This window comes from Desertimonas flava, assembly GCF_003426815.1.
Classification (GTDB): Bacteria; Actinomycetota; Acidimicrobiia; order Acidimicrobiales; family Ilumatobacteraceae; genus Desertimonas; species Desertimonas flava.
In genome coordinates this window covers 11,747-30,377 of record NZ_QKYK01000047.1, presented here as the reverse complement: position 1 = coordinate 30,377, position 18,631 = coordinate 11,747, and the positions used below count along the sequence as shown (strand labels likewise).

18 protein-coding genes are annotated in these 18,631 nt (G+C 71.9%); 8 read left to right on the top strand and 10 right to left on the bottom strand.

All coding sequences use genetic code 11. From position 1 onward, the window contains the following. The 3 genes from DN771_RS27700 to DN771_RS27690 all read left to right on the top strand — a co-directional run. The coding region (locus tag DN771_RS27700; protein ID WP_162942498.1) for a L,D-transpeptidase family protein at positions 1–979 on the top strand (979 nt) is incomplete at its 5' end. Between the two features lie 78 nt (positions 980–1,057). Continuing rightward, a complete protein-coding gene (locus DN771_RS27695; protein ID WP_117000816.1) occupies positions 1,058–1,480 on the top strand; it encodes a PaaI family thioesterase in 423 nt (140 codons plus the stop codon). 226 nt (positions 1,481–1,706) lie between these two features. Next, positions 1,707–2,426: a DedA family protein gene (locus DN771_RS27690; RefSeq protein ID WP_117000815.1), complete on the top strand. Its 720-nt coding sequence runs from the start codon at positions 1,707–1,709 to the stop codon at positions 2,424–2,426. Here the strand turns inward: DN771_RS27690 and DN771_RS27685 are convergent. Together DN771_RS27685 and DN771_RS27680 are read right to left on the bottom strand one after the other, a co-directional pair. After that, a complete protein-coding gene (locus DN771_RS27685; RefSeq protein WP_117000814.1) occupies positions 2,321–3,319 on the bottom strand; it encodes an aminoglycoside phosphotransferase/kinase family protein in 999 nt (332 codons plus the stop codon). The genes DN771_RS27690 and DN771_RS27685 overlap by 106 nt on opposite strands. Continuing rightward, the gene (locus DN771_RS27680) at positions 3,316–4,290 is read right to left on the bottom strand and encodes a threonine dehydratase (RefSeq protein ID WP_117000813.1); all 975 of its coding nucleotides are present in this window, start codon (positions 4,288–4,290) and stop codon (positions 3,316–3,318) included. Before DN771_RS27680 ends, DN771_RS27685 begins: the two co-directional genes overlap by 4 nt. 136 nt (positions 4,291–4,426) lie before the next feature. Between DN771_RS27680 and DN771_RS27675 the strand changes: the two genes are divergently transcribed. Beyond that, positions 4,427–5,302: a MerR family transcriptional regulator gene (locus DN771_RS27675; protein ID WP_162942497.1), complete on the top strand. Its 876-nt coding sequence runs from the start codon at positions 4,427–4,429 to the stop codon at positions 5,300–5,302. Positions 5,303–5,331: 29 nt separating this feature from the next. Here the strand turns inward: DN771_RS27675 and DN771_RS27670 are convergent, their stop codons facing one another. Beyond that, positions 5,332–7,386: a S9 family peptidase gene (locus tag DN771_RS27670; protein ID WP_117000811.1), complete on the bottom strand. Its 2,055-nt coding sequence runs from the start codon at positions 7,384–7,386 to the stop codon at positions 5,332–5,334. 58 nt (positions 7,387–7,444) lie between these two features. Then, positions 7,445–7,966: a CYTH domain-containing protein gene (locus DN771_RS27665; RefSeq protein ID WP_117000810.1), complete on the bottom strand. Its 522-nt coding sequence runs from the start codon at positions 7,964–7,966 to the stop codon at positions 7,445–7,447. Positions 7,967–8,006: 40 nt separating this feature from the next. On the opposite strand from DN771_RS27665, the gene DN771_RS27660 reads away from it, so the two are divergent. Both DN771_RS27660 and DN771_RS27655 read left to right on the top strand, forming a co-directional pair. Beyond that, on the top strand, positions 8,007–9,611 hold the full coding sequence (locus tag DN771_RS27660; RefSeq protein ID WP_117000809.1) for a CHAD domain-containing protein: 1,605 nt from the start codon (positions 8,007–8,009) through the stop codon (positions 9,609–9,611). Further along, positions 9,608–10,363 (top strand): ParA family protein, encoded by a 756-nt coding sequence (locus DN771_RS27655; RefSeq protein ID WP_117000808.1) that lies wholly within the window; start codon positions 9,608–9,610, stop codon positions 10,361–10,363. The genes DN771_RS27660 and DN771_RS27655 overlap by 4 nt, the downstream gene beginning before the upstream one ends. 15 nt (positions 10,364–10,378) lie before the next feature. On the opposite strand, the gene DN771_RS27650 is transcribed toward DN771_RS27655, so the two are convergent. From DN771_RS27650 to DN771_RS27635, 4 genes are all read right to left on the bottom strand, one after another. Continuing rightward, the gene (locus DN771_RS27650; protein WP_205528805.1) at positions 10,379–10,936 is read right to left on the bottom strand and encodes a DUF2510 domain-containing protein; all 558 of its coding nucleotides are present in this window, start codon (positions 10,934–10,936) and stop codon (positions 10,379–10,381) included. Further along, positions 10,933–11,964 (bottom strand): SPFH domain-containing protein, encoded by a 1,032-nt coding sequence (locus DN771_RS27645; protein ID WP_117000807.1) that lies wholly within the window; start codon positions 11,962–11,964, stop codon positions 10,933–10,935. Before DN771_RS27645 ends, DN771_RS27650 begins: the two co-directional genes overlap by 4 nt. Next, positions 11,961–12,524 (bottom strand): NfeD family protein, encoded by a 564-nt coding sequence (locus DN771_RS27640; RefSeq protein ID WP_117000806.1) that lies wholly within the window; start codon positions 12,522–12,524, stop codon positions 11,961–11,963. The genes DN771_RS27645 and DN771_RS27640 overlap by 4 nt, the downstream gene beginning before the upstream one ends. 130 nt (positions 12,525–12,654) lie before the next feature. Then, positions 12,655–14,331, bottom strand: a complete 1,677-nt coding sequence (locus tag DN771_RS27635; protein WP_162942492.1) for a zinc ribbon domain-containing protein — start codon at positions 14,329–14,331, stop codon at positions 12,655–12,657. 103 nt (positions 14,332–14,434) lie between these two features. On the opposite strand from DN771_RS27635, the gene gluQRS reads away from it, so the two are divergent. Beyond that, on the top strand, positions 14,435–15,343 hold the full coding sequence (gluQRS, locus tag DN771_RS27630) for a tRNA glutamyl-Q(34) synthetase GluQRS (protein ID WP_205528804.1): 909 nt from the start codon (positions 14,435–14,437) through the stop codon (positions 15,341–15,343). A gap of 108 nt (positions 15,344–15,451) precedes the next feature. Next, complete coding sequence (locus DN771_RS27625) at positions 15,452–16,477, top strand: L,D-transpeptidase family protein (RefSeq protein WP_117000803.1); 1,026 nt, start codon at positions 15,452–15,454, stop codon at positions 16,475–16,477. Between the two features lie 89 nt (positions 16,478–16,566). On the opposite strand, the gene DN771_RS27620 is transcribed toward DN771_RS27625, so the two are convergent. Continuing rightward, positions 16,567–17,019 (bottom strand): universal stress protein, encoded by a 453-nt coding sequence (locus tag DN771_RS27620; protein ID WP_162942496.1) that lies wholly within the window; start codon positions 17,017–17,019, stop codon positions 16,567–16,569. 2 nt (positions 17,020–17,021) lie between these two features. Further along, positions 17,022–18,614 (bottom strand): Rieske 2Fe-2S domain-containing protein, encoded by a 1,593-nt coding sequence (locus DN771_RS27615; RefSeq protein ID WP_117000801.1) that lies wholly within the window; start codon positions 18,612–18,614, stop codon positions 17,022–17,024. Between the last annotated feature and the right edge of the window lie 17 nt (positions 18,615–18,631).

Sequence of the window (18,631 nt, the reverse complement as noted above, 5' to 3'; positions counted from 1 at the left end):
GGGGCTCACCGCCGCCGGCCTCGTCGCCGTCGCCGTCGGCGGCCGCCCCGGCCGCGGCGTCACCGGCGACGCCGCGACGACCGTTCCGTCCACCGCGGCGGACGGGCTGATGCCGGTCGCCCTGCGCGCCACCAGCACGACGGCCGCGCCGACCACCGAACCGCCCACCACGACGATGCCCTCGACCACCTCGTCGACCACGACCACCGATCCGCAGACGCTCAGCGAACCGCTCCGGTTCGGATCCAGCGGCCGAGCTGTCGGCCGCCTCCAGGACCGCCTCCGCGAGCTGGCCTTCGAGCCCGGGCCGTCCGACGGGCTGTTCGGCGAGCTCACCCAGCAGGCCGTGTGGGCGTTCGAGAAGCTCGCCCTCGGTGTGCCCCGCGCCGAGGCCACCGGGCGGGTGACCGACGAGCTGTGGCAGCAGATGCGGACGCACGACCCGATCCGGCCTCGCCGCAGCTTTGCCGCCGGGCAGACCTCGGCCGACCACACCGAGGTGTACCTCCCCGAGCAGGTGGTGGCGTTCTTCGACAACGACCAGGCGGTGCTCATCAGCCACATGTCGAGCGGCAGCGGCGAGCACTGGCGCGAGACCGTCACCATCAGCCCCGGCGAGTACCGCAACGAGCGCGGTACCGAGCCGATCCGCCTCGGCCTGATGGGCCGGTCGATCACGCCGGGCGGCGTGTACCTGTTCGACCGCATCGTGGCCGGCCGGCGGCTCGGCGCCCTCGGAGCGATGTACGACCCGGCGTACTTCAACTACGGCATCGCCATCCACGGGGCCGAGAACATCCCCCTCGAACCGGCCTCCCACGGCTGCGTGCGCGTGCATCGCTACATCGGCGAGCGGTTCCACCAGTTCATCGATCGGGCCGATCAGGTGTGGGTGTGGGACGGTGAGCAGGAGCCGGAGTGGATCGGCCAGCAGCCGCCACCGTTCGACCAGATCGATCCCGATTGGACGGACGCGTAGCGCACGCAGCCGGATGGTCGCGTCGCCATGACGTGAGAGGTCATCGACGGGCCTCGCCGCGGCGAGCAAGCTGGCGGGATGACCGATTCGCCTGCCCTCGACCTCTCGGCCCTGGTGGCCTCGATGCCGTTCGCCGCCGGGTGCGGCATCGAGATCGACGCCGCCGGCCCCGACGAGGTGACCGCCCGCATGCCGTGGTCGGCCGAGCGCTGCACGACAGGCGGGCTCCTGCACGGCGGCGCACTGATGGCCTTTGCCGACACGGTCGGGGCGGTGTGCGCGTTCCTCAACCTGCCCGCCGGTGCCGGCACGTCGACGATCGAGTCGAAGACGAACTTCTTCCGTGGCGTGCGATCCGGCGTCGCCCACTCCGTCACTCGCCCGCTGCACGTCGGACGCACCACCATCGTCGTGCAGACCGACATCACCGACGACGACGGCAAGCGCGTCGCCCAGGTCACCCAGACCCAGGCCGTCCTCGTCCCTCGTGCTCAAACCTGATTCTCAGCCGTCTGCGGTTGCAGTTCTGCAACCAGAGAAGCACAGGAATCATGGCGCGGCGTCGAACGACGCAGGCCGCGCAACTTCTGTACTCCTGGTGTTGCATCCGTGCAACCAGAGACGGCTGAGAATCTGATGCCCCCCGGGGGAGGTAGGGGAAACCCCCCAACGAAGACGGGAGCCTCACCGATCGACCGGAGAACCGGCGATCCGTACCGTCGACGCCATGAACGTGTTCGCCCTCGGCGCCTGGGCCTTCGGGGCACTCGGCGGTCTCGTCGCCATCGACACGATCCTGCCCCTCGTGCCGTCGGAAGCCGCCGTCATCGTGGCCGCGGCCGCAGCCGGATCCCCCGCCGCCGTGGCCGGAGTCGTCGCCGCCACGGCGGCGGGCGCAGTGGCGGGCGACGTCGTGATGCACGTCGCCGGTCGCCGACTGGGCCGCACGCGAGTCGGTCGCCGGCTGCTCGGACGCCTGGGCCGTGTCCCGGCCGACCGCATCGGCATGCCGGCGGTGATCCTCGGTCGCTTCGTCCCCGGTGGCCGCACCGCCGTGGCCGTCGGCACCGGTCTGACGGGGATGTCGCCGCGGCGCCTCCTCGCCTCGAGCACCGCCGGTTCGGTGCTCTGGGCGCTCTTCATCGTCGTGCTCGGTCGACTCGGTGCCAGTGTCACGACCAACCCCGTGGCCCAGGTCGCCATCGGGCTCGGCTTGGCGTTGACGGCCGGCCTCGTCGCCTCGATCGCTCGGCGCCTGATCCGCCGGCGCCGGACCGCTGTGGCGCCCGCCGATCGCCCTGCGCTGCCGGCAGCCGTGCCGGTCGTCGTCCGCCGGCGGCGTCAGAGCGTGGCGGGCAAGGCCCTGATGACGAACCTCAAGATGTCCTCGGCCGTCTGGCCCTGCCAGGTGCGGATGGTGGGCAGGCCGGGCGGGGCCGCCGCCTGAGCGAACCGGTGCAGCGTCGCCGCCAACCCGGCGATGATCCCCCACTGCACCGGTTCGTCGGCCGTGGCCACGGCCGGATGGGTGCGCAGGAGCTCGGCGACGTCCAGCGCGCCGCCGTCGCCGATGTCGGCGCGCGACGCCACCACGTCGGCCAGCAGGACGAGGCCGTCGAACCAGCGGGCGGTGTTGCCGGCGTGCGCCCAGTCGACGATCCACACGGTGTCGTCCGTCAGCAGGATGTTGTCGGCACGCAGGTCACGCTGGCTCAGCGTGTCGCCGCGGAGCGCGGCGCGACCGGCGCCCTCGAGGGCGACGAGGCGATCGAGATGGGTGGCCACCCACGGGTTGCCGTGCCAGGGGTCGTCGGGATGGGCGGCGATGCGGCTCCAGCCGCGGAAGAAGACGTCGTACTTGTCGTCGCGGCCCGGGTCGTCGGGCCACGGCGAGGGGGTCAGGGACGAGGTCAGCTCGTCGACGGTGTCCAGCACACGGCGTGCCTCGTCGGGACGCCAGGGATGATGGGGCGGCCGTCCATCGATCACAGGGAACAGGGCGACGCACCACTCGTCACCGTCGGCGACGAGGTCGGCCGTCACCAGCGGTCGGAGCAGTCCGGGGAGGTCGGGAAGCCGCACCGCCTGCGCTGCCTCGGCCCGCATGAACCCGATCGCGTCGGGATTGATCGATGCTCCGACCGCCTTCACGAACGCCCGCCGTCCCGACTCGACGGTGATCACGGACGCGACGCCCGGGGAGAACCCGCCGCGCTTGTCGTCGTGGTGGACGACGCGCCCGCCGAGCTCGCCCTCCAGCCAGACCACGACCTCGCGGGGCAGCTCGCGCGAGGGGAGGCGCACCCCGGCGGCGTAGGTGTCGGGGAACGGAGTGGTCATGGCACCGGGGTCCGTCCGGCGAGGATCTCGGCCAGCAGCGGCCCGTCGAGGTTGCCGCCGCTCAGCACGACGCCGACGCGGCGGCCCCGCTGGCGGTCGCGCTCGGCGCTGGTCAGCAGGCCGGCGAGGGCGACCGCCCCACCGGGCTCGGCGAGGTTGTGGGTGGTGCGCAACAGGGTGCGGATCGCCTCGGCGCAGTCGTCCTCGGAGACGGCGACGATGCGGGCGGCCCCGGCGACGATGGCGGCGATCGCCTCCTCGTCGGGGACGCGGCAGGCGACGCCGTCGATGAACGTGTCGGCCCTCTCAGTGGAGACCACGCGGCCGGCGTCGAACGACAGCTGTGTGGCCGGTGCCTGCTCGGCGACCACGCCGATGATCTCGGTGCGCAGACCGAGCAGGTCGCGCACGCCCATCAGCCCGCAGATCCCCGAGCCCATCCCGACGCCGACGTACACGGCGTCGAGCTCGCCGGCCGCGTCGAACAGCTCGCGGGCGTACGTGGCGACGCCGGCGACGAGATCGGGGTGGAACGACGGCACCGACACGAGACCGTCCCTGGCAGCCAGTTCGCCGGCCCGCTCGCGAGCGGCTTGGAAGTCGTGGCCGTGCACGACGACATCGGCGCCGAACCCGCTCATCGCCGCGTTCTTGTCGGGGCTGTTGCCGTGGGGGACGAGCACGGTGACGGGGATCCCGGCCACCCGACCGGCGAAGGCGATGCTCTGGCCGTGGTTGCCGCGGGTGGCGGTGATGATCCCGGGAACGTCGGGCCGCTCGCGCCGCAGACGGTCCACGTACACCAGCCCGCCGCGAACCTTGAAGGCCCCGGTCGGGGTGTGGTTCTCGTGCTTCACCCACACCTCGGCACCGAGCTCGGCGGCGAGCAATGGCCACGCGTACTGCGGCGTCGGTGCGACGTGGCGCCGCACGATCGCCTCGGCTTCATCGAGGCCCTCGGTCGTCAGCATCGCGTCAGCCTCGCGCGGAGATCTCGTGACGCCGGCCTGGGTTCTGGGAGCCCCCCAGGTCATCGTGACAGCCTCCACTGTCACGATGATCGTTCGGGCACGGATCGGCCCGAGCACCGATCGCGGACCGCGTATCGTGACGAACATCGACGTCACGGTTCTCGATCACCACGCGCGCGCCGACCGCCACGACCCACCCCCACCGGCGGGCGGATCCGACGCGCTTCCGTCCGAGCTCCGCGTCCGCGACCTGTCGCGCCGCACCGGCGTCTCGGTGCGCAACATCCGGGCGTACCAGGATCGTGGCCTGCTTCCTGCGCCCCGTCGTGACGGCCGCATCGTCTGGTACAACGACGACCACGTCGAACGACTCGGCGTCATCACGTCGCTGCTCGGCCGCGGGTTCTCGCTGGCCAACATCGCTGAGCTGCTCGACCACTGGCGCGATGGCAGCACGATCAGCGACGTCGTCGGCCTCGGGCGGGGGATCACCGGGCGCTTCAGCGACGAGGTGGCCGACTGCGGAACCGCGGCGGACATCGTCGCCCGCTACGGGCTCGACGTCTCCAACGCGGCCAGCCTCCCCGGACTCGTGGAGCTCGGGCTGATCGAGATCCACGGTGAGACCTGGCGGGTCCCGAGTCCGCGCCTGCTGTCGGCGGGCGTCGCCCTCCACCGGGTGGGCGTACCGATCGATCAGCTCCTCGCCGAGCTGGCGCGCATCCGCGAGAGTGTTTGCGCGATCGCCGACGGGATGGTCGCCCTCGTGCAGCGCAATGTGTGGCAGCCCCGCGTCACCGGCGACGAGGTGTTGCCACCGTTGCCGACCCTCGTCGACGTCGCCGCGATGATCGACCAGATCCGCCCCCTCGCCAACACGGTGGTCCTCGTCGAGTTGGCGGCGGCGTTGCAGTCGGCCGCCGACGCCGCTGTCGGCCGCACGCTCTCACGGGTCGCCGAACCGCCCGCGTCCGACTCGACGAGCACTCGACGAGCGCTAGGAGACTGCTGAGCAATCGGTGCGACTTGCTCAGCAGACCATTAGACCAGCGCGGGACGCTGCCACTCCTCGCCGAGTACGTGCTGGCCGAGGAAGGCGAGCACCGTCTCGTACCACACTCGGTGGTTGCCGGGTGTGAGGATCCAGTGGTTCTCGTCGGGGTAGTAGAGGAACTTGGCGTCGACCGCCCGCTTCTGCAGGTTGTACCACAGGCGCAAGGCCTCGCCGATGGGGACCCGATAGTCGCGGTCGCCGTGGATGACGAGCATCGGCGTCGTGATGGCGTCGGCGTACCGGTGCGGCGAGTACCGCTCGTAGCGCTCGGGCCGGACCAGGGGATCGCCCCACGTGCGCTCCCAGAAGTAGGCGCCGTCCGTGGCGCCGGTGAAACCGTCGATGTGCCAGAGCGACGCGTGGGTCACGATCGCCCGGAAGCGGTCGGTGTGCGTGGCGATCCAGTTCGCCATGTAGCCGCCGTAGCTGCCGCCCATCATCGCCGTGCGCTCGGCGTCGAGATCGGCACGTTCCAGCGCGGCGTCGACGGCTGACATCAGGTCGGTGTAGGGGTTGCCGCCCCACTGGCCCCACCCGCGCGCGACGAAGTCACGGCCGTAGCCGGTGGAGAAGGCCGGGTCGGGTAGCAGCACCGCGTATCCACGGGCGGCGAGCAGCCACGGGCACCAGCGCCACGACCAGGCGTTCCAGCTGCCGAGCGGCCCGCCGTGGGCCCACAGCACCAGGGGCGCCGGTGTCGCGGCGCTCGCTCCGTGGGGCAGGACGAGCCACGAGGCGACGCGCGCGCCGTCGGAGGCGGTGGTCTCGATGCGTTCCAGGCGTCCGGGCACGGGGCCGATCGCACCCGGGTTGGGGAGGACGTCGGGCGCCTGGTCGACGACATGGGGGGCGAGCCGGACGGGTTGGTGCGGGGCGTCCCAGGTGGCCCGCAGGGCGTAGACGGCGGAGCCGTCGGCGGCCACCTGCAGCGACGAGTGGGCGCCGACGGAGGTGAGCCGGGTGACCCGGTCGTCCGCGGGATCGTCGGCCAGGTCGATGCGGAACACCGGGGCGGCGCCGTCGTCGTCGGCCGTGGCGAAGATCGCCGAGCCGTCGGGCGACCAGGCGTACTCGGTGAACCACCGATCGAAACCGGGAGCGACGGGGCGCTGCTCGCCGGTGACCACGTCGACGAGGAAGGTCGTCTGATCCTCCGCCTCGTCGTAGGTGCCCTCGGTCTCGAACGTGCAGACGACGCGAGCGCCATCGGGGGAGAAGCGGGCGCCGTACCACGACGCGTTGTCGTTCTCGGCGAGCACCCTGGTGTCGCCGGTTGCCGTGTCGATCACCTCGAGGCGTATCCGCCGGGACGCGCCCGGTGCCGCGGTGTCGACGCTGCGGACGAGGAGGCGACCGTCGGGGGAGAGGTCGACCTGACCGCTCGCCTCGCCGGCGCTGAGGCCGGCACCTGGGGTGAGGTCGCGCGCGGCGACCTCTGTGCCCTCCGGCGGGACGGCGCCGACGAACAGCACGTGGGGCCATGCCGGTCCGAGGTCGTGGTCCCAGTAGCGGACCGGGTACTCCTCGTGCAGGATCGCCGAGACACCGGCCTCCTTGCGGGCGGTCCGCCGCTCCTTGTCGTCGGCTCCCGGCGTCGCTCCGGGGAACAGCGGGCTGACGATCGCCACGTCGCCGGAGTCGGCCGCCACGGCGACGCCGCTGACCCCTCCGGGCTGGGAGCTGAGCAAGCGGGCCTCGCCGCCGCCGGCGGGGAGCAGCCAGAGCGCGGCCGGGGGCTTGTCGTCGCCGCCCGGCTTGGCGTCGGGGTCGGGCCGGGCCGACGTGAACAGCAGGTCGCCGTTGGGGAGGAAGCGGCCACCCGACTCGCCGGGCGCGCTGCGCGTCAGTCGGCGTGCCGGGCGGTCACCGGCGGGGTCGATCTCCCACAGTGCCGTCTGCCATCGTGTGCGCTCGGGGTTGAGCGCGGCGACGGCGGTGACGAGACGGCTGCCGTCGGGCGACAGCGCCAATCCCGACAGGCGGGGGAGCGCCACGAACTCGGCGAGGTCGTCGAAGGGGCCCGTGGCGGCGTCGTCGGTCATCGAGCCCGACCCTATCGGTGCCCTGGAACGCGCCTGACGGGGGGCCAGGCACATCCCGTCAGGCTCCGAGATAGTGCCAGGCACTATCTCGGACCCAGGGGTCGGGTCGGCCGTGGAGGGCGAGGGCGGCGTTCGACCAGGCGGGATCGTCGGTGACGTCGCGGCCGAACCAGGCCGGGGCGACGAAGGCGTCGGCGTCGTCAGCGGACGTGAACTCGACCTCGACGGTGACGAGGCCGGCCAACGTCCCGGCGTACACGTCCACCTCGGCGATCAGGCGGTCGGGCAGGGGGACGGCGTAGCGCGTCTTGTCGATCATGCGGCCACCCGCGTGGCCCAGCAGTTGGCCGGCGTCGACGAGTCCGATCGGCACCTCGACCTCGGTCCTGGCGAGGCCGGACCCGGCCTTCACCGTCAGGCGGGCCGTCGCCTCGTCGGCGACGCGGACCCGGACGGCCACGTCACCGTCGAGCGCCACGTACCCCTGGCGCAGGCGGCTCGCCGTCACCCCGGCCGCATCGAGCACCCCGGGCGGCACGCCGTCGTCGAGGACCCACTTGCGCTCGATCTCGGTCGCCATCGGCTCAGTATGCCCGGGCCCTACGAGGCAGCGAGGAGGCATGACGCAGTACGGTGAGGTGCTCATGGCCGCCGGCACCTCGACGTTCCTCGCCGGCGACGGCGCGTCGGCGATCCTCGCCGTGCTGCGGGTCGAGGGCTTCGGCATCGGCCCGTCGGAACGAGCCGCGATCAGCATCCTCGACACGTTCGACGGGCGTCTGGCCGGGGCTGGCCTCCGGCTCACGGCGACCCGCCGGTTCGGGCGTGGCGACCTGCCGGGCGACGTCGAGCTGGTCCTCGCCGGCGATGGTCCGGCCGCCGCGGCGACGACCGCGGCCGTGCCCGCGGTGGCCGCCGACGTGCCGGCGGGACCGATGCGCGCACGGGTCGGACGATTGCTCGACGTCCGGGTTCTCGTGCCGATCGTGACGGTGGAGCTGACGCGGACCACGGCCACCAAGCGCAACGGCACGGGCAAGACCACCGTCACGGCCATGGTCCTGTCCGACGTACGGTCCGGGGAGACGGTGCTGCCCGGCGCCTACCTCGAGATCGCCGAGCTCGCCGGGTACCCGAAGCCCGCCGGCCGGATCCGCGACGCCGCCACCGCCGCGGGCCTGGTGCCGGTCGACGGCAGCGTCGTCGAGCTGGCCGCGGCGTCCGCAAGGGTGAGCCTGGCCGGCCGCAACGTCCTCCCCGGTGTTCCGCTGCGTGGTCGCGACGACACCATCGACGCCTTCCGCGCCGTGCTGGGCAACCTGCGTGACGCCTTGGTCGCCACCTACGACGGCACCGTCGAGCACGTCGACCCCGAGTTCCTCCACGACTTCCGTGTCGCCGTGCGCCGCACCCGGGCGACGCTGTCCACCGCCAAACGGGTCATCCCGGCCGCCGTGCTCGAACCGGCGCGCGCCGGGTTCGCCTGGCTCGGCCAGGCCACCGGCCCGTCACGGGATCTCGACGTCTACCAGATCGAATGGCCGGCCTACGTCGACGGGCTCGACGATCGGGCGATCGCCGCGCTCGAGCCCGTCCGGGCCCACCTCCAGCATCAGCGCGAGTCCGCCCACCGCCGGCTCAGCGATGACCTGTCGGGCGCGAGGACACGTGATCTGCTCGATCGGTGGAGTGTCTGGCTCGACGAGCCGGTGGCGCCCGATGCCGACCTCCCGCCGGTGGCCCGCAAGCCGCTCGGGCCGTTCGTCGCCAAACGCATCCGCCGCGCCCACCGCACGATGATCGAGCGTGGTCGCAGCATCAACCCGGACACGCCACCCGAGGTGCTCCACGAACTGCGCAAGGACGCCAAGAAGCTGCGCTACCTCATCGAGTGCTTCGGGGGGCTCTACAAGCCGTCGGCCCGCAAGCCGTTCGTCCAGCGACTGAAGGCGTTGCAGGAGAACCTCGGGGCGCACCAGGACGCCGAGGTCCACGCCGCCGACCTGCGCGAGGTGTCGGCGGTCCTCGCCCCGACGGCTTCGCTGTCCACCGTGCTGGCCGCCGGTCAGCTGGTCGAGCGGATGGAGCAGCGGCGCCTGGCGAGCCGCGCCGAGTTCGCCGAGCGCTTCGCGGCGTTCGACACCGCCGCCACCGTCGAGGCGCTCGCCGCCCTGCTCGGCAGCGAGCGCACCGGTAGCGACCGCCGGGATCGAGGCGCGCGGTGAAGGCCCTCGCGTCGTACAGCATCAAAGGCGGCGTCGGTAAGACCACAGCGGCGGTGAACCTGGCCTACGAGGCGTCCCGGTCCGGAGCGCGGGTCCTGCTCTGGGACCTCGACCCGCAGGGCGCGGCGACGTTCTTCTTCCGCGTCAAGCCGGGGGTGCGGGGCGGCGTCGAACGGCTGCTCGGACGCCGCGGCGAGCTGGCCGCCCACGTTCGCGAGAGTGACTACGTCGGGCTGCACCTCGTGCCCGCAGACTTCTCCCTGCGCCACCTCGACCTGCGCCTCGACGGGACGAAGCGGGCGACGCGGCGTCTCGCCGAGCTGCTCGAGCCCCTCGACGACGACTACGACGTGGCGCTGCTCGACTGCCCCGCCGGCCTGTCGTTCGCCAGCGAGGTGGTCTTCGAGACCGTCGATGCGCTGCTCGTGCCGACGGTCCCGACACCCCTGTCGGTCCGCACGCTCGACCAGCTCGTCGAGTTCCTCGACGGCGCAGATCTTCGGCCTGGTCGGCGGCCGGAGGTGTGGCCGTTCGTGTCGATGTTCGACTGGCGCAAGGCCCTCCACCGCGATCTGCTCGAGACGCTGGCCGTGGCGCAGCCGCCGTTCTTCCCGACGGCGGTCCCCAACAGCAGCGCGGTCGAACGGATGGGGCGCCTCCTGCAGCCGGTCGGTGCAGCGTCGCCGCGGACCACCGCGGCGCGCGGCTTCAAGGCGCTGTGGTCGGAGATCGCCGCCCGCCTCTGGCCCTGACCCAACCGGCGGGCGTTACGGATGGTGCCAGGCACCGACCGTAACGCGGGGTCCTCCACCGGCGTCGCTGGAATCGTCGGTGATGCTGTCGATGCGCTCGCCGAGCCAGTCGAGGAACGATTGCTGGGCGATCGCCTGGAACACGAACCAGGCGACGAGCAGGACGAAGGCCACGACGAGGGCTCGGCGGAGGAACCGCGTCACCTTCGTCGTGTACTCCGAGACCAGCGGCTGCAGTTGCCGGGTGGCGCTCCTCGCCTGCTGGCCGAACATCTCGACGGCGCGGTCGACCTCACTGCGGGCCACCTTGCGCACCTCGGCGATCACCTCCTCGGTCTCGCGCCGCCGGGACGCAGCGGCCTGCACGGCGTCGGAGGTGACCCGAGCCATCCCGCCGGCGTCGGCTGCGCCGCCGAGCAGTCCCGCTCGCCGTGCTGCCAACAGGTCGAGCTCGCTCTGGCTGGGAGGAGCGCGGAAGTGGTCGGTCCAGTCGCTGCCCTCCCACCAGCGCAGACGCGGCCCGCCGGTGGGATCGGGATACCAGCCGGGGGGCGGGGCGTCGGCCAGTTTCACGGCCGGCCGCCGTCACGGGGTGGAGGGACGTCGACCCGCTCGGACACGCTGGGGACGGTGAGGCCACCTTTGGGGCGGACCTCGTCGACGTCGCCATCGGACCGTGCCGTCTCGGCCAGCGCTGCCACGGTGCCCAGCAACCCGGCGAACTCGGCCGGAATCACGAGCTTCGTCGCCCGGCCGTCACCGATCCGCTCGAGAGCAGCGAGGTATTCCACGGTCAGCACGCTGTTGTCGGCCTGGGCCTCCTTGATCCCGGTGAGCCGCATCCGGGCCGCCGCCCCCTCGCCCTCACCGATGCGCTCGAGACGGATCTTCTCGGCGTCGGCGCGCAGCTCGATCGCCTGGGCATCTCCCTGGGCGTCGAGGACCGCGGCCTGCTTGCGGCCTTCGGCGGCGAGGATCGACGCCTGTTTCTCGCCGTCGGCCCGGGCGATCGCCGCCTCCTGGAAACCCTTGGCCTCGGTGACCGTGGCCCGGCGGTCACGCTCGGCGCGCATCTGGGCGTGCATCGCCGACACGACCTCCGGCGGCGGGTCGATGCGCTGGATCTCGACGCGCACGACCCGCACGCCCCACTTGTCGGTGGCGTCGTCGAGGACCTCGCGCAGCTGGGTGTTGATCCGGTCGCGCGACGTCAACGCAGTGTCGAGCTCGAGATCGCCGATGAGGTTGCGCAGGTTCGTCTGGGCCAACTTGGTGATCGCCGTGAAGAAGTCGGCCACGTTGTAGATGAGGCGCTGCGGATCGGTGGCTTCGTAATACACGACGGCATCGACGGACACGACGACGTTGTCGGCGGTGATCACCTCCTGCGGAGGGACGTCCACCACCTGTTCACGCATGTCCACCAGTTGCATCGTCTCGATGAACGGGATGATCAGGTTGAACCCCGGCTCCTTGGTGGTCTTGTACCGGCCGAGACGCTCCACCAACCCGCGCTGATACGGACGGACGATCTTCACCGCGCCGATCAGGAACGCCAGACCGACGATGGCCAAGGCACCGATCACGATTGCCACGATCATTCCGGGCTCCTCTCTGTAGTTCCCGCGTCTGTAGTTCCCGCGCCGCCGCTGTCCACGTCGGGAGGGGCCGGCGAGGACATCGGCTCCACGACGACACGGGTCCCGACGACCTCCACGACACGAATCGACGTTCCGGCGGCGATCGGCTCGGCGCCCGCGGCCAGCGCCGCCCACACCTCGCCCTCAACCGTCACTCGTCCCCGCCGTTCGACGTCGAACGGGCTGATGTCGGCGGTGGCGAAGCCGACGAGACCGACGAGCCGATCGGCGCCCACACCGACCGGCAGGTCGTTGCGTTGGATGAACCGGCGGACCCAGCGGTAGGCCACGACGAACAAGGCCGCGCCGCCGAAGACGAACACGGCCCATTGCGCTTCGATCGGCGCATCGGAGAACCCGAGCAACGACGCGGCGAACGCCGACACGGCGAACGGCAGCAACACGAACGTCCCGCCGACGAACGAGATCTCGATGACGGCGAACACCACCGCCACCACCAGCCAGACCCACGGCCAGACGTCGATGTCGATCCCCAGGTCGAGGACATCGGCCCCGAACATGCTCCAACCCTAGTGGACTGTCGCCGAATCGATCAGGTGTCTCGTGGCGCGATCCACCTCGCCAACTCGCCGACAGACCACCAGTGGGCGCTCACCGCATGACGGGGTTCGACCGCGGGAGACGGACTCGTCAGTCGGAGTCGATGATCGCCATCGCCGCGGCGACGAGGCCGAAGAAGAAGATCAGCGAGATCCCGGCGATGGTGACGACGTACGGCTCGAGCATTCCGTCGGCGTTGGGCTCGGCGCCTGGATTGAAGTACGCCGGTCCCAGGGGACTGTCGGTCTGGCCGGTGGCCGCAGTGAGCAGCAGCCAGCCGTTGCCGACGGCGCCGGCGATGGCGAGGCCGAGGCCGTAGCGACGCACCAGCAGGAAGCCGAACACCCCGCTGGCGAGCATCAGGCCGAGGTTGGCGAAGCGGGCGACGAAGAACAGCACGGGGATGTCGATGCCCGGCCCGCCGGCCCACGCGTCGCTCGTCCAGTTGGCGTCGAGGTCGGCACCGTTCAAGGGGATGAGCGGGCCGATCGTCGCCACGACCGTGGCGATGGCGCCGAGTGCGGCGACCCACGGATCGAGACCCGCCCGCCGATCGTTCCCCGAGCGCAGGAGCGAGATCAGCGTGACGAGGACGCCGGCGCCGGCAGCGCCGACGAGGCACCAATAGCCGAGATCGCGGGTGAGCTGGGCGGACGCGCCGAGCGCTGACTCGGAGGTCGCCAGCTGAACCTCGGCCAGCCCGAGCGGGAGCGCCGCCCAGCCGGCCAGGGCGGTGCCGGCGCCGCCGGCCGCCCCGGCACCCCAGCGGAACCCGCCGCACCAGAAGAGTGCGCCGACCAGCATGGCGAAGGAGACGACGATCCCGGTGACGGTGAAGTTGGTGGCGAAGTCGTTGATCTTCCACTCACCGGTGACGGCCGCCGCGCCACCGGGTGCGGTGACCGAGATGACCGGCACGAACATCGCCACGGCCGCGGCGGCGACGGCGAGGATCGTCAGGATGAGCAGCGGCTTCACGCGGAACGACGGCCGGGGCCCGGCGCCGTCGACCTCGTCCCCCCATTGCTCGTAGCCGGAGGGTTCGTAGGGGATCGGCTGGTACGTGGCCGGGAGGTGCCCGGTCGGGGCGTAGCCGGGGTCGTAGGCCTCGGGTGGTCGGGGCGGGGCCGCCGCGGGCACGTATGACGGTGGGCCGGCGTAGGGGTCGGGCAGGTACTGCACGCGGGTCGGCTGGTCGGCCTGCCGGTCGTAGGCCCCCGTGAGGTCGGGGTCGCCGGCGTAGCCCCCGGCGGTGCCCGGCCACGGCGGGTACTCCTCGGGCGCCTCCATGGCCTCGTCGCCGGCCTGCGGCGGCGGTGGCGGTGGGGCGCTGCGGCCCGGTCTGGTGTCGACCACCGCCGACCACGGCAGGCCGGCGCCGGGCGTCGGATCGGGGGGAGCGAACGTGGTCTCGGGGCTGCCGAGGGCGGGCAGGACATTGGTGGCGTCGGCGTCGAGGCCGTCGCCCGGGGGGCGCCCGGGCTCCAGGTCAGAGGCATCGCCGGGCTCGTCCTCGTCGGGGTCGTCCGCCGGCCCGTCGACCGTCTCGACGGCGTGTCGCCCGGCCGTGTCGCGCTCGTCATCTCGCGGCGACGAGGCACTGATGGCGAGCAGTTGGCCGGTCGTCGGATCGAACATCGGGTGGCCAGGGCCGGCGGCGGGCGTCGCGGACGTGACCGAAGGGGTCTGGTGAGCCAGTCGGGCGCCGCACTCCATGCAGAACTTGTGCTCGGGCCGCACCTCCGTTCCGCACACATCGCACTGCATACCCATCCGAGCCTACGTAACCCGGCGGCGCCGTGACGCGCGGTTGGTGGACGGTGCGCGCGTCGTGTGCCCGCTGCCGGTTCACGCCCGCCACAATCGTGGTGTGGCCGGCCGCTTCGCCCCGTCGCCGACGGGTGACCTCCATCTCGGGAATCTGCGCACCGCCCTCGCCGCCTTCCTCCTCGCCGTCTCGCGCGGCGTGCCCTTCCTGCTGCGGGTCGAGGACCTCGATCGCGTCGCCTCGGCCCCGGCGCACGAAGCGAGTCAGCAGCGTGATCTCCGTGCCATCGGCATCGACTGGGACGGGCCGGTGCTGCGCCAGAGCGAGCGGTTCCCGGTGTACGAGTCGGCCCTCGCCCGGCTCACCGCGGCCGGGGCGACCTACGAGTGCTACTGCACGCGGCGGGAGATCCGCGACGCCGTGGCGGCGCCCCACGGCACCGAGCTCGTCTACCCGGGGACGTGCCGCGACCTCAGCCCGGACGAGCGGCACCGCCGCCGCGCCGAACGTCCGCCGGCGATCCGGTTCCGCGGGGAGGGGACCGTGACGTTCGACGATGCCGTCGCCGGGCGTTTCACCGGCGCGGTGTCCGACGTCGTGCTGCGCCGTAACGACGGCGCACCGGCCTACAACCTCGCCGTGGTCGTCGATGACGCCGCCACGGGGGTGGATCACGTGGTACGTGGCGACGACCTGCTCTCGTCGACACCCGCGCAGATCGCCGTACAGGAGGCGCTCGGCCTGCCTCGGCCCGAGTACGTCCACATCCCGCTCGTCGTCGGCCCCGACGGGCAACGTCTCGCCAAGCGCGATGGCGCCCTGACTCTCGACGACCTCGACTCGGCGGGGATCGCCGCGGCACGGGTGCGCGGCGCCTTGACCCGTTCGCTCGGGATCGACTGCCCCGACGAGCTCGGTCGGGTGGCGGTGCGCGACCTCGCCAAGGGGTTCGATCCGACGGCGCTGGGGGCACTCGGCCCCGTCACCCCGGCCTCGCTCGCGCTCCACTAGAACGACGATCCAGGTCGTGGTTCAGGACCGATCCAACCCCCGCCGCGAGTGACGGAACTGCATCGAGATGCCGCGGTCGGTGCGAGGGCCATTGATAGCCTTGCGGCGATGCGGGAGCGAGCCAGATACTGGAGCCTCCTGGCGGTGGGAAGCGCCTTCGCCGGAGTGGTGGCCCTCACCGCCTGTTCCGGCGGCCCGACCGGATCGGCCGCGGGCGCCGGCGAGCTCGGTGGCCATGGCCCCGCCGTCGCCGCGCAGCGGCCGGACGTCGCGCCGCTCACCGACGCAGCGGCGTCCACGGCCGACACCGCCGCCACTACCCTCCCGGCCACCACTGCGGCGGCCACGACGGTCGCGCCGACGACGGCCGCTCCCACCACCGCCGCGCCGGCCACGGCAGCGCCGACGACGGCCGCTCCCACCACGGCAGCCCCCACCACGGCCGCGCCGACCACCCTGCCGCCGTCGCCGGCCCTGATCCCCGTCGCCCCACCCGACCGGCCGTTCGAAGCGGTCGGGCGCAACAGCAGCGACGAGACGGCCCGCATCCAGCAGCGCCTCGTCGACCTCGGCTTCTGGCTCAGTGGCGTGGACGGCGACTACGGGCTCACCACCGGCCAGGCGGTGATGGCGTTCCAGAAGTACGTCGGTCTCGAGGCGTCGGGGCGCATCGACGAGGCGACCGCCGATGCTCTCACCAACATCCCGCAGCGGGCCCACGGCCTGGCCGACGCCGGCACGCTCGTCGAGATCGACAAGGACCGTCAGGTGCTGTTCTTCGTCCAGAACGGGGTGACCGTCTGGGTGTTCAACGTCTCCACCGGCAACGGGGAGTCCTACACCGAGCCCGATCAGAACTCGCCGGGCGAGGTGATCAACGGTGTGTCACTCACGCCCAACGGACTGCACGCCGTCAACCGGGAGCGCCCCGAGGGCTGGTGGGAAGGCGACCTGGGCCAGATCTACCGGCCGAAGTACTTCGTCGGCGGTGTCGCCGTGCACGGCTCCAACAACGTGCCCAACTACCCGGCGTCGCATGGCTGCGTCCGCGTCACCACCACTGCCATGGACTTCATCTGGGACGCCAACCTGATGCCGATGGGCATCCCCGTCTGGGTCCACGGCGCCAAGTAGCGCCGCGGCAGCCCCCCCCGAGTGTGGGACGCCCACCCCCGGGACGCCCGGCACTCGGGCGCACTTCGACACTCGGATGGGTTGGGAGGTCAGTCGGGATTGCGGGTGAGCACCACGCACGGAGCGTGGCGCACCACGTGGTCGGAGACCGAGCCGAGCACGGCGCGGCGCAGACCGCCGCGGCCACGCGTGCCCAACACGATGACCGACGCCGGCAACGTCTCGGCCAGCTCACAGATCGCCGATCCGGCCGCTCCCTCGAGGACGACCAGTTCGGCGTCGGCGTGACCGAGCCGGGTGGCCGTCTCCTTGAGCATCGACTCGGCCTCGGCGATCTTCTCGCGCTGGATCTCGGCCAGCTCCTCGCCGGTGAGCACGCCTCCGGCGAAACCCGACCCGCCCATCACGAGCGACGTGTCGGGTCCGTCGACGACGCTGACGAGCACCGTCCGCTCGTGCTCACGGAGCACCGCCAGTCCCTCGACGAGAGCAGACTCGGCCAGCTCGGATCCATCGACGCAGACGAGAACGGTGAACGGCATCGTCAGATCGTGCCACGATCGGCGACCGGCCGGGACACACGGAGCGGATGGTCTCGGGCCGTGAGGCACTGACCGGACTCGAGGTCCCATCGCCAGCCGTGGAGCGTGCAGATCATCTCGCAGCCCTCCACCTCACCGAACACGCTCAGATCTGCGTTGCGATGGGGACACCGCCGCTGCACGATCCACCCGCCGAGCTCGATGTCGGGCTCCACCTCGGTCGGTGGATGGAGTTTGCGCAGGGCCTCGGCTTCGGTCCGCCGCATGCGGGTTCGCGACAGCGACTTGAAGAAGTTGTAGATGTGCTCGTTGAACTCGCCGTCGCGCCACGCGCGGAACCGGCACGACAGGAACAGCGAGTTGCTCCAGTCGACGGCTCGCTCGGCCACCACCTGCTCGACCAGCGGCCGGGCGATCTCGAAGCGGAAGCCGTAGTCCTCGCCGGCGTAGGGCCGCACCTCACCCGCAGGGAAGTCGACGAGGATCTCGAGGGTGCCGGTGGATCCGGTGACCCGGAGCAGGCAGGCAGCGCCGATGCCCTCACGGACGGTGGGGCACATCACCATCAGGGGCCGGAACCACTCGTCGATGGCCGGCACGAGATCGGTCTCGGGCCGTTCGTCCCAGGTGCGGTGGAGGTCGGTGAGCCACGGCATCCAGTCGGCCCGGTAGCGGTCGAGGTACTCGCCCTTGCGCTCGAAGATCGCCGCCACGTCGGCGTCGTCGAGGGGGTGTTCGACGGCGATCGCGTCCGGGGTGACGTCGATCGTCGTGCCCGGGATGGCGAGGATCCCCTCGTGCCCCGATGCGGCGAGGCGGGCGATGAACGTGCGCTGGTCGACGAAGATGCTCGGTTCGTCGCCGGTGACGACGTTGAGCGGGAACAGCTCGTCGTCGAGGAAGCAGGGCGGCCCGGCGCTGGGGACGACGGCGCGGGCGCCGACGGACTCGACGTAGCGCATCGCCCGAGCCAGCTGGCTCTCCACCTTGGCGTCGACGAGATGGCGCATCGTCGTGTTGTCGACCTCGTACACCATCGGGTACCAGATCGCCCCGCTGTACTGGAGCCAGTGCAGGTCGACGTGACCGTGGGCGCGGAGGGCGTCGAGGTCGGTGGTGCGACAGTCGTTCTGGTTGACGATGCGGCTGACCCCGTCACTGATGACGATGGCCGAGTCCCCGCCCGGCCCGTCCGTGATCGACGTCTCGACGTGGATGGCCACGGTGAGACCGCCGTCCTCGCTGCCCGCGAGCGTGAGCTCCTCGCCGTCCACCGTGCGCACCAGGTTGGTGAACCCGAGGCTCTTCAAGCGGTTGTCGAGCTCCCGGGTGGGGAAGCCGGGCACGAGCACGGCGATGTCGCGCGGGAGGTGCTCGGCGAGCCACGGCTCGTCGAAGTGGTCCCCGTGGAGGTGGGAGACGTAGAGGTAGTCGGCGGACTCGATCCGGGCGAGCAGGTCGTCGTCGAGCTGGTCGTTGCGCGGGAAGACGAACCACGAGCCGTGGAACGCCGGGATGAACCAGGGGTCGCAGACGATGGAACCGTGGGCGGTCTCGACGAGGATGCCGGCCTGCCCGAGCGATGTGGCGCGCATGCGCGGGGTCGCGTCGA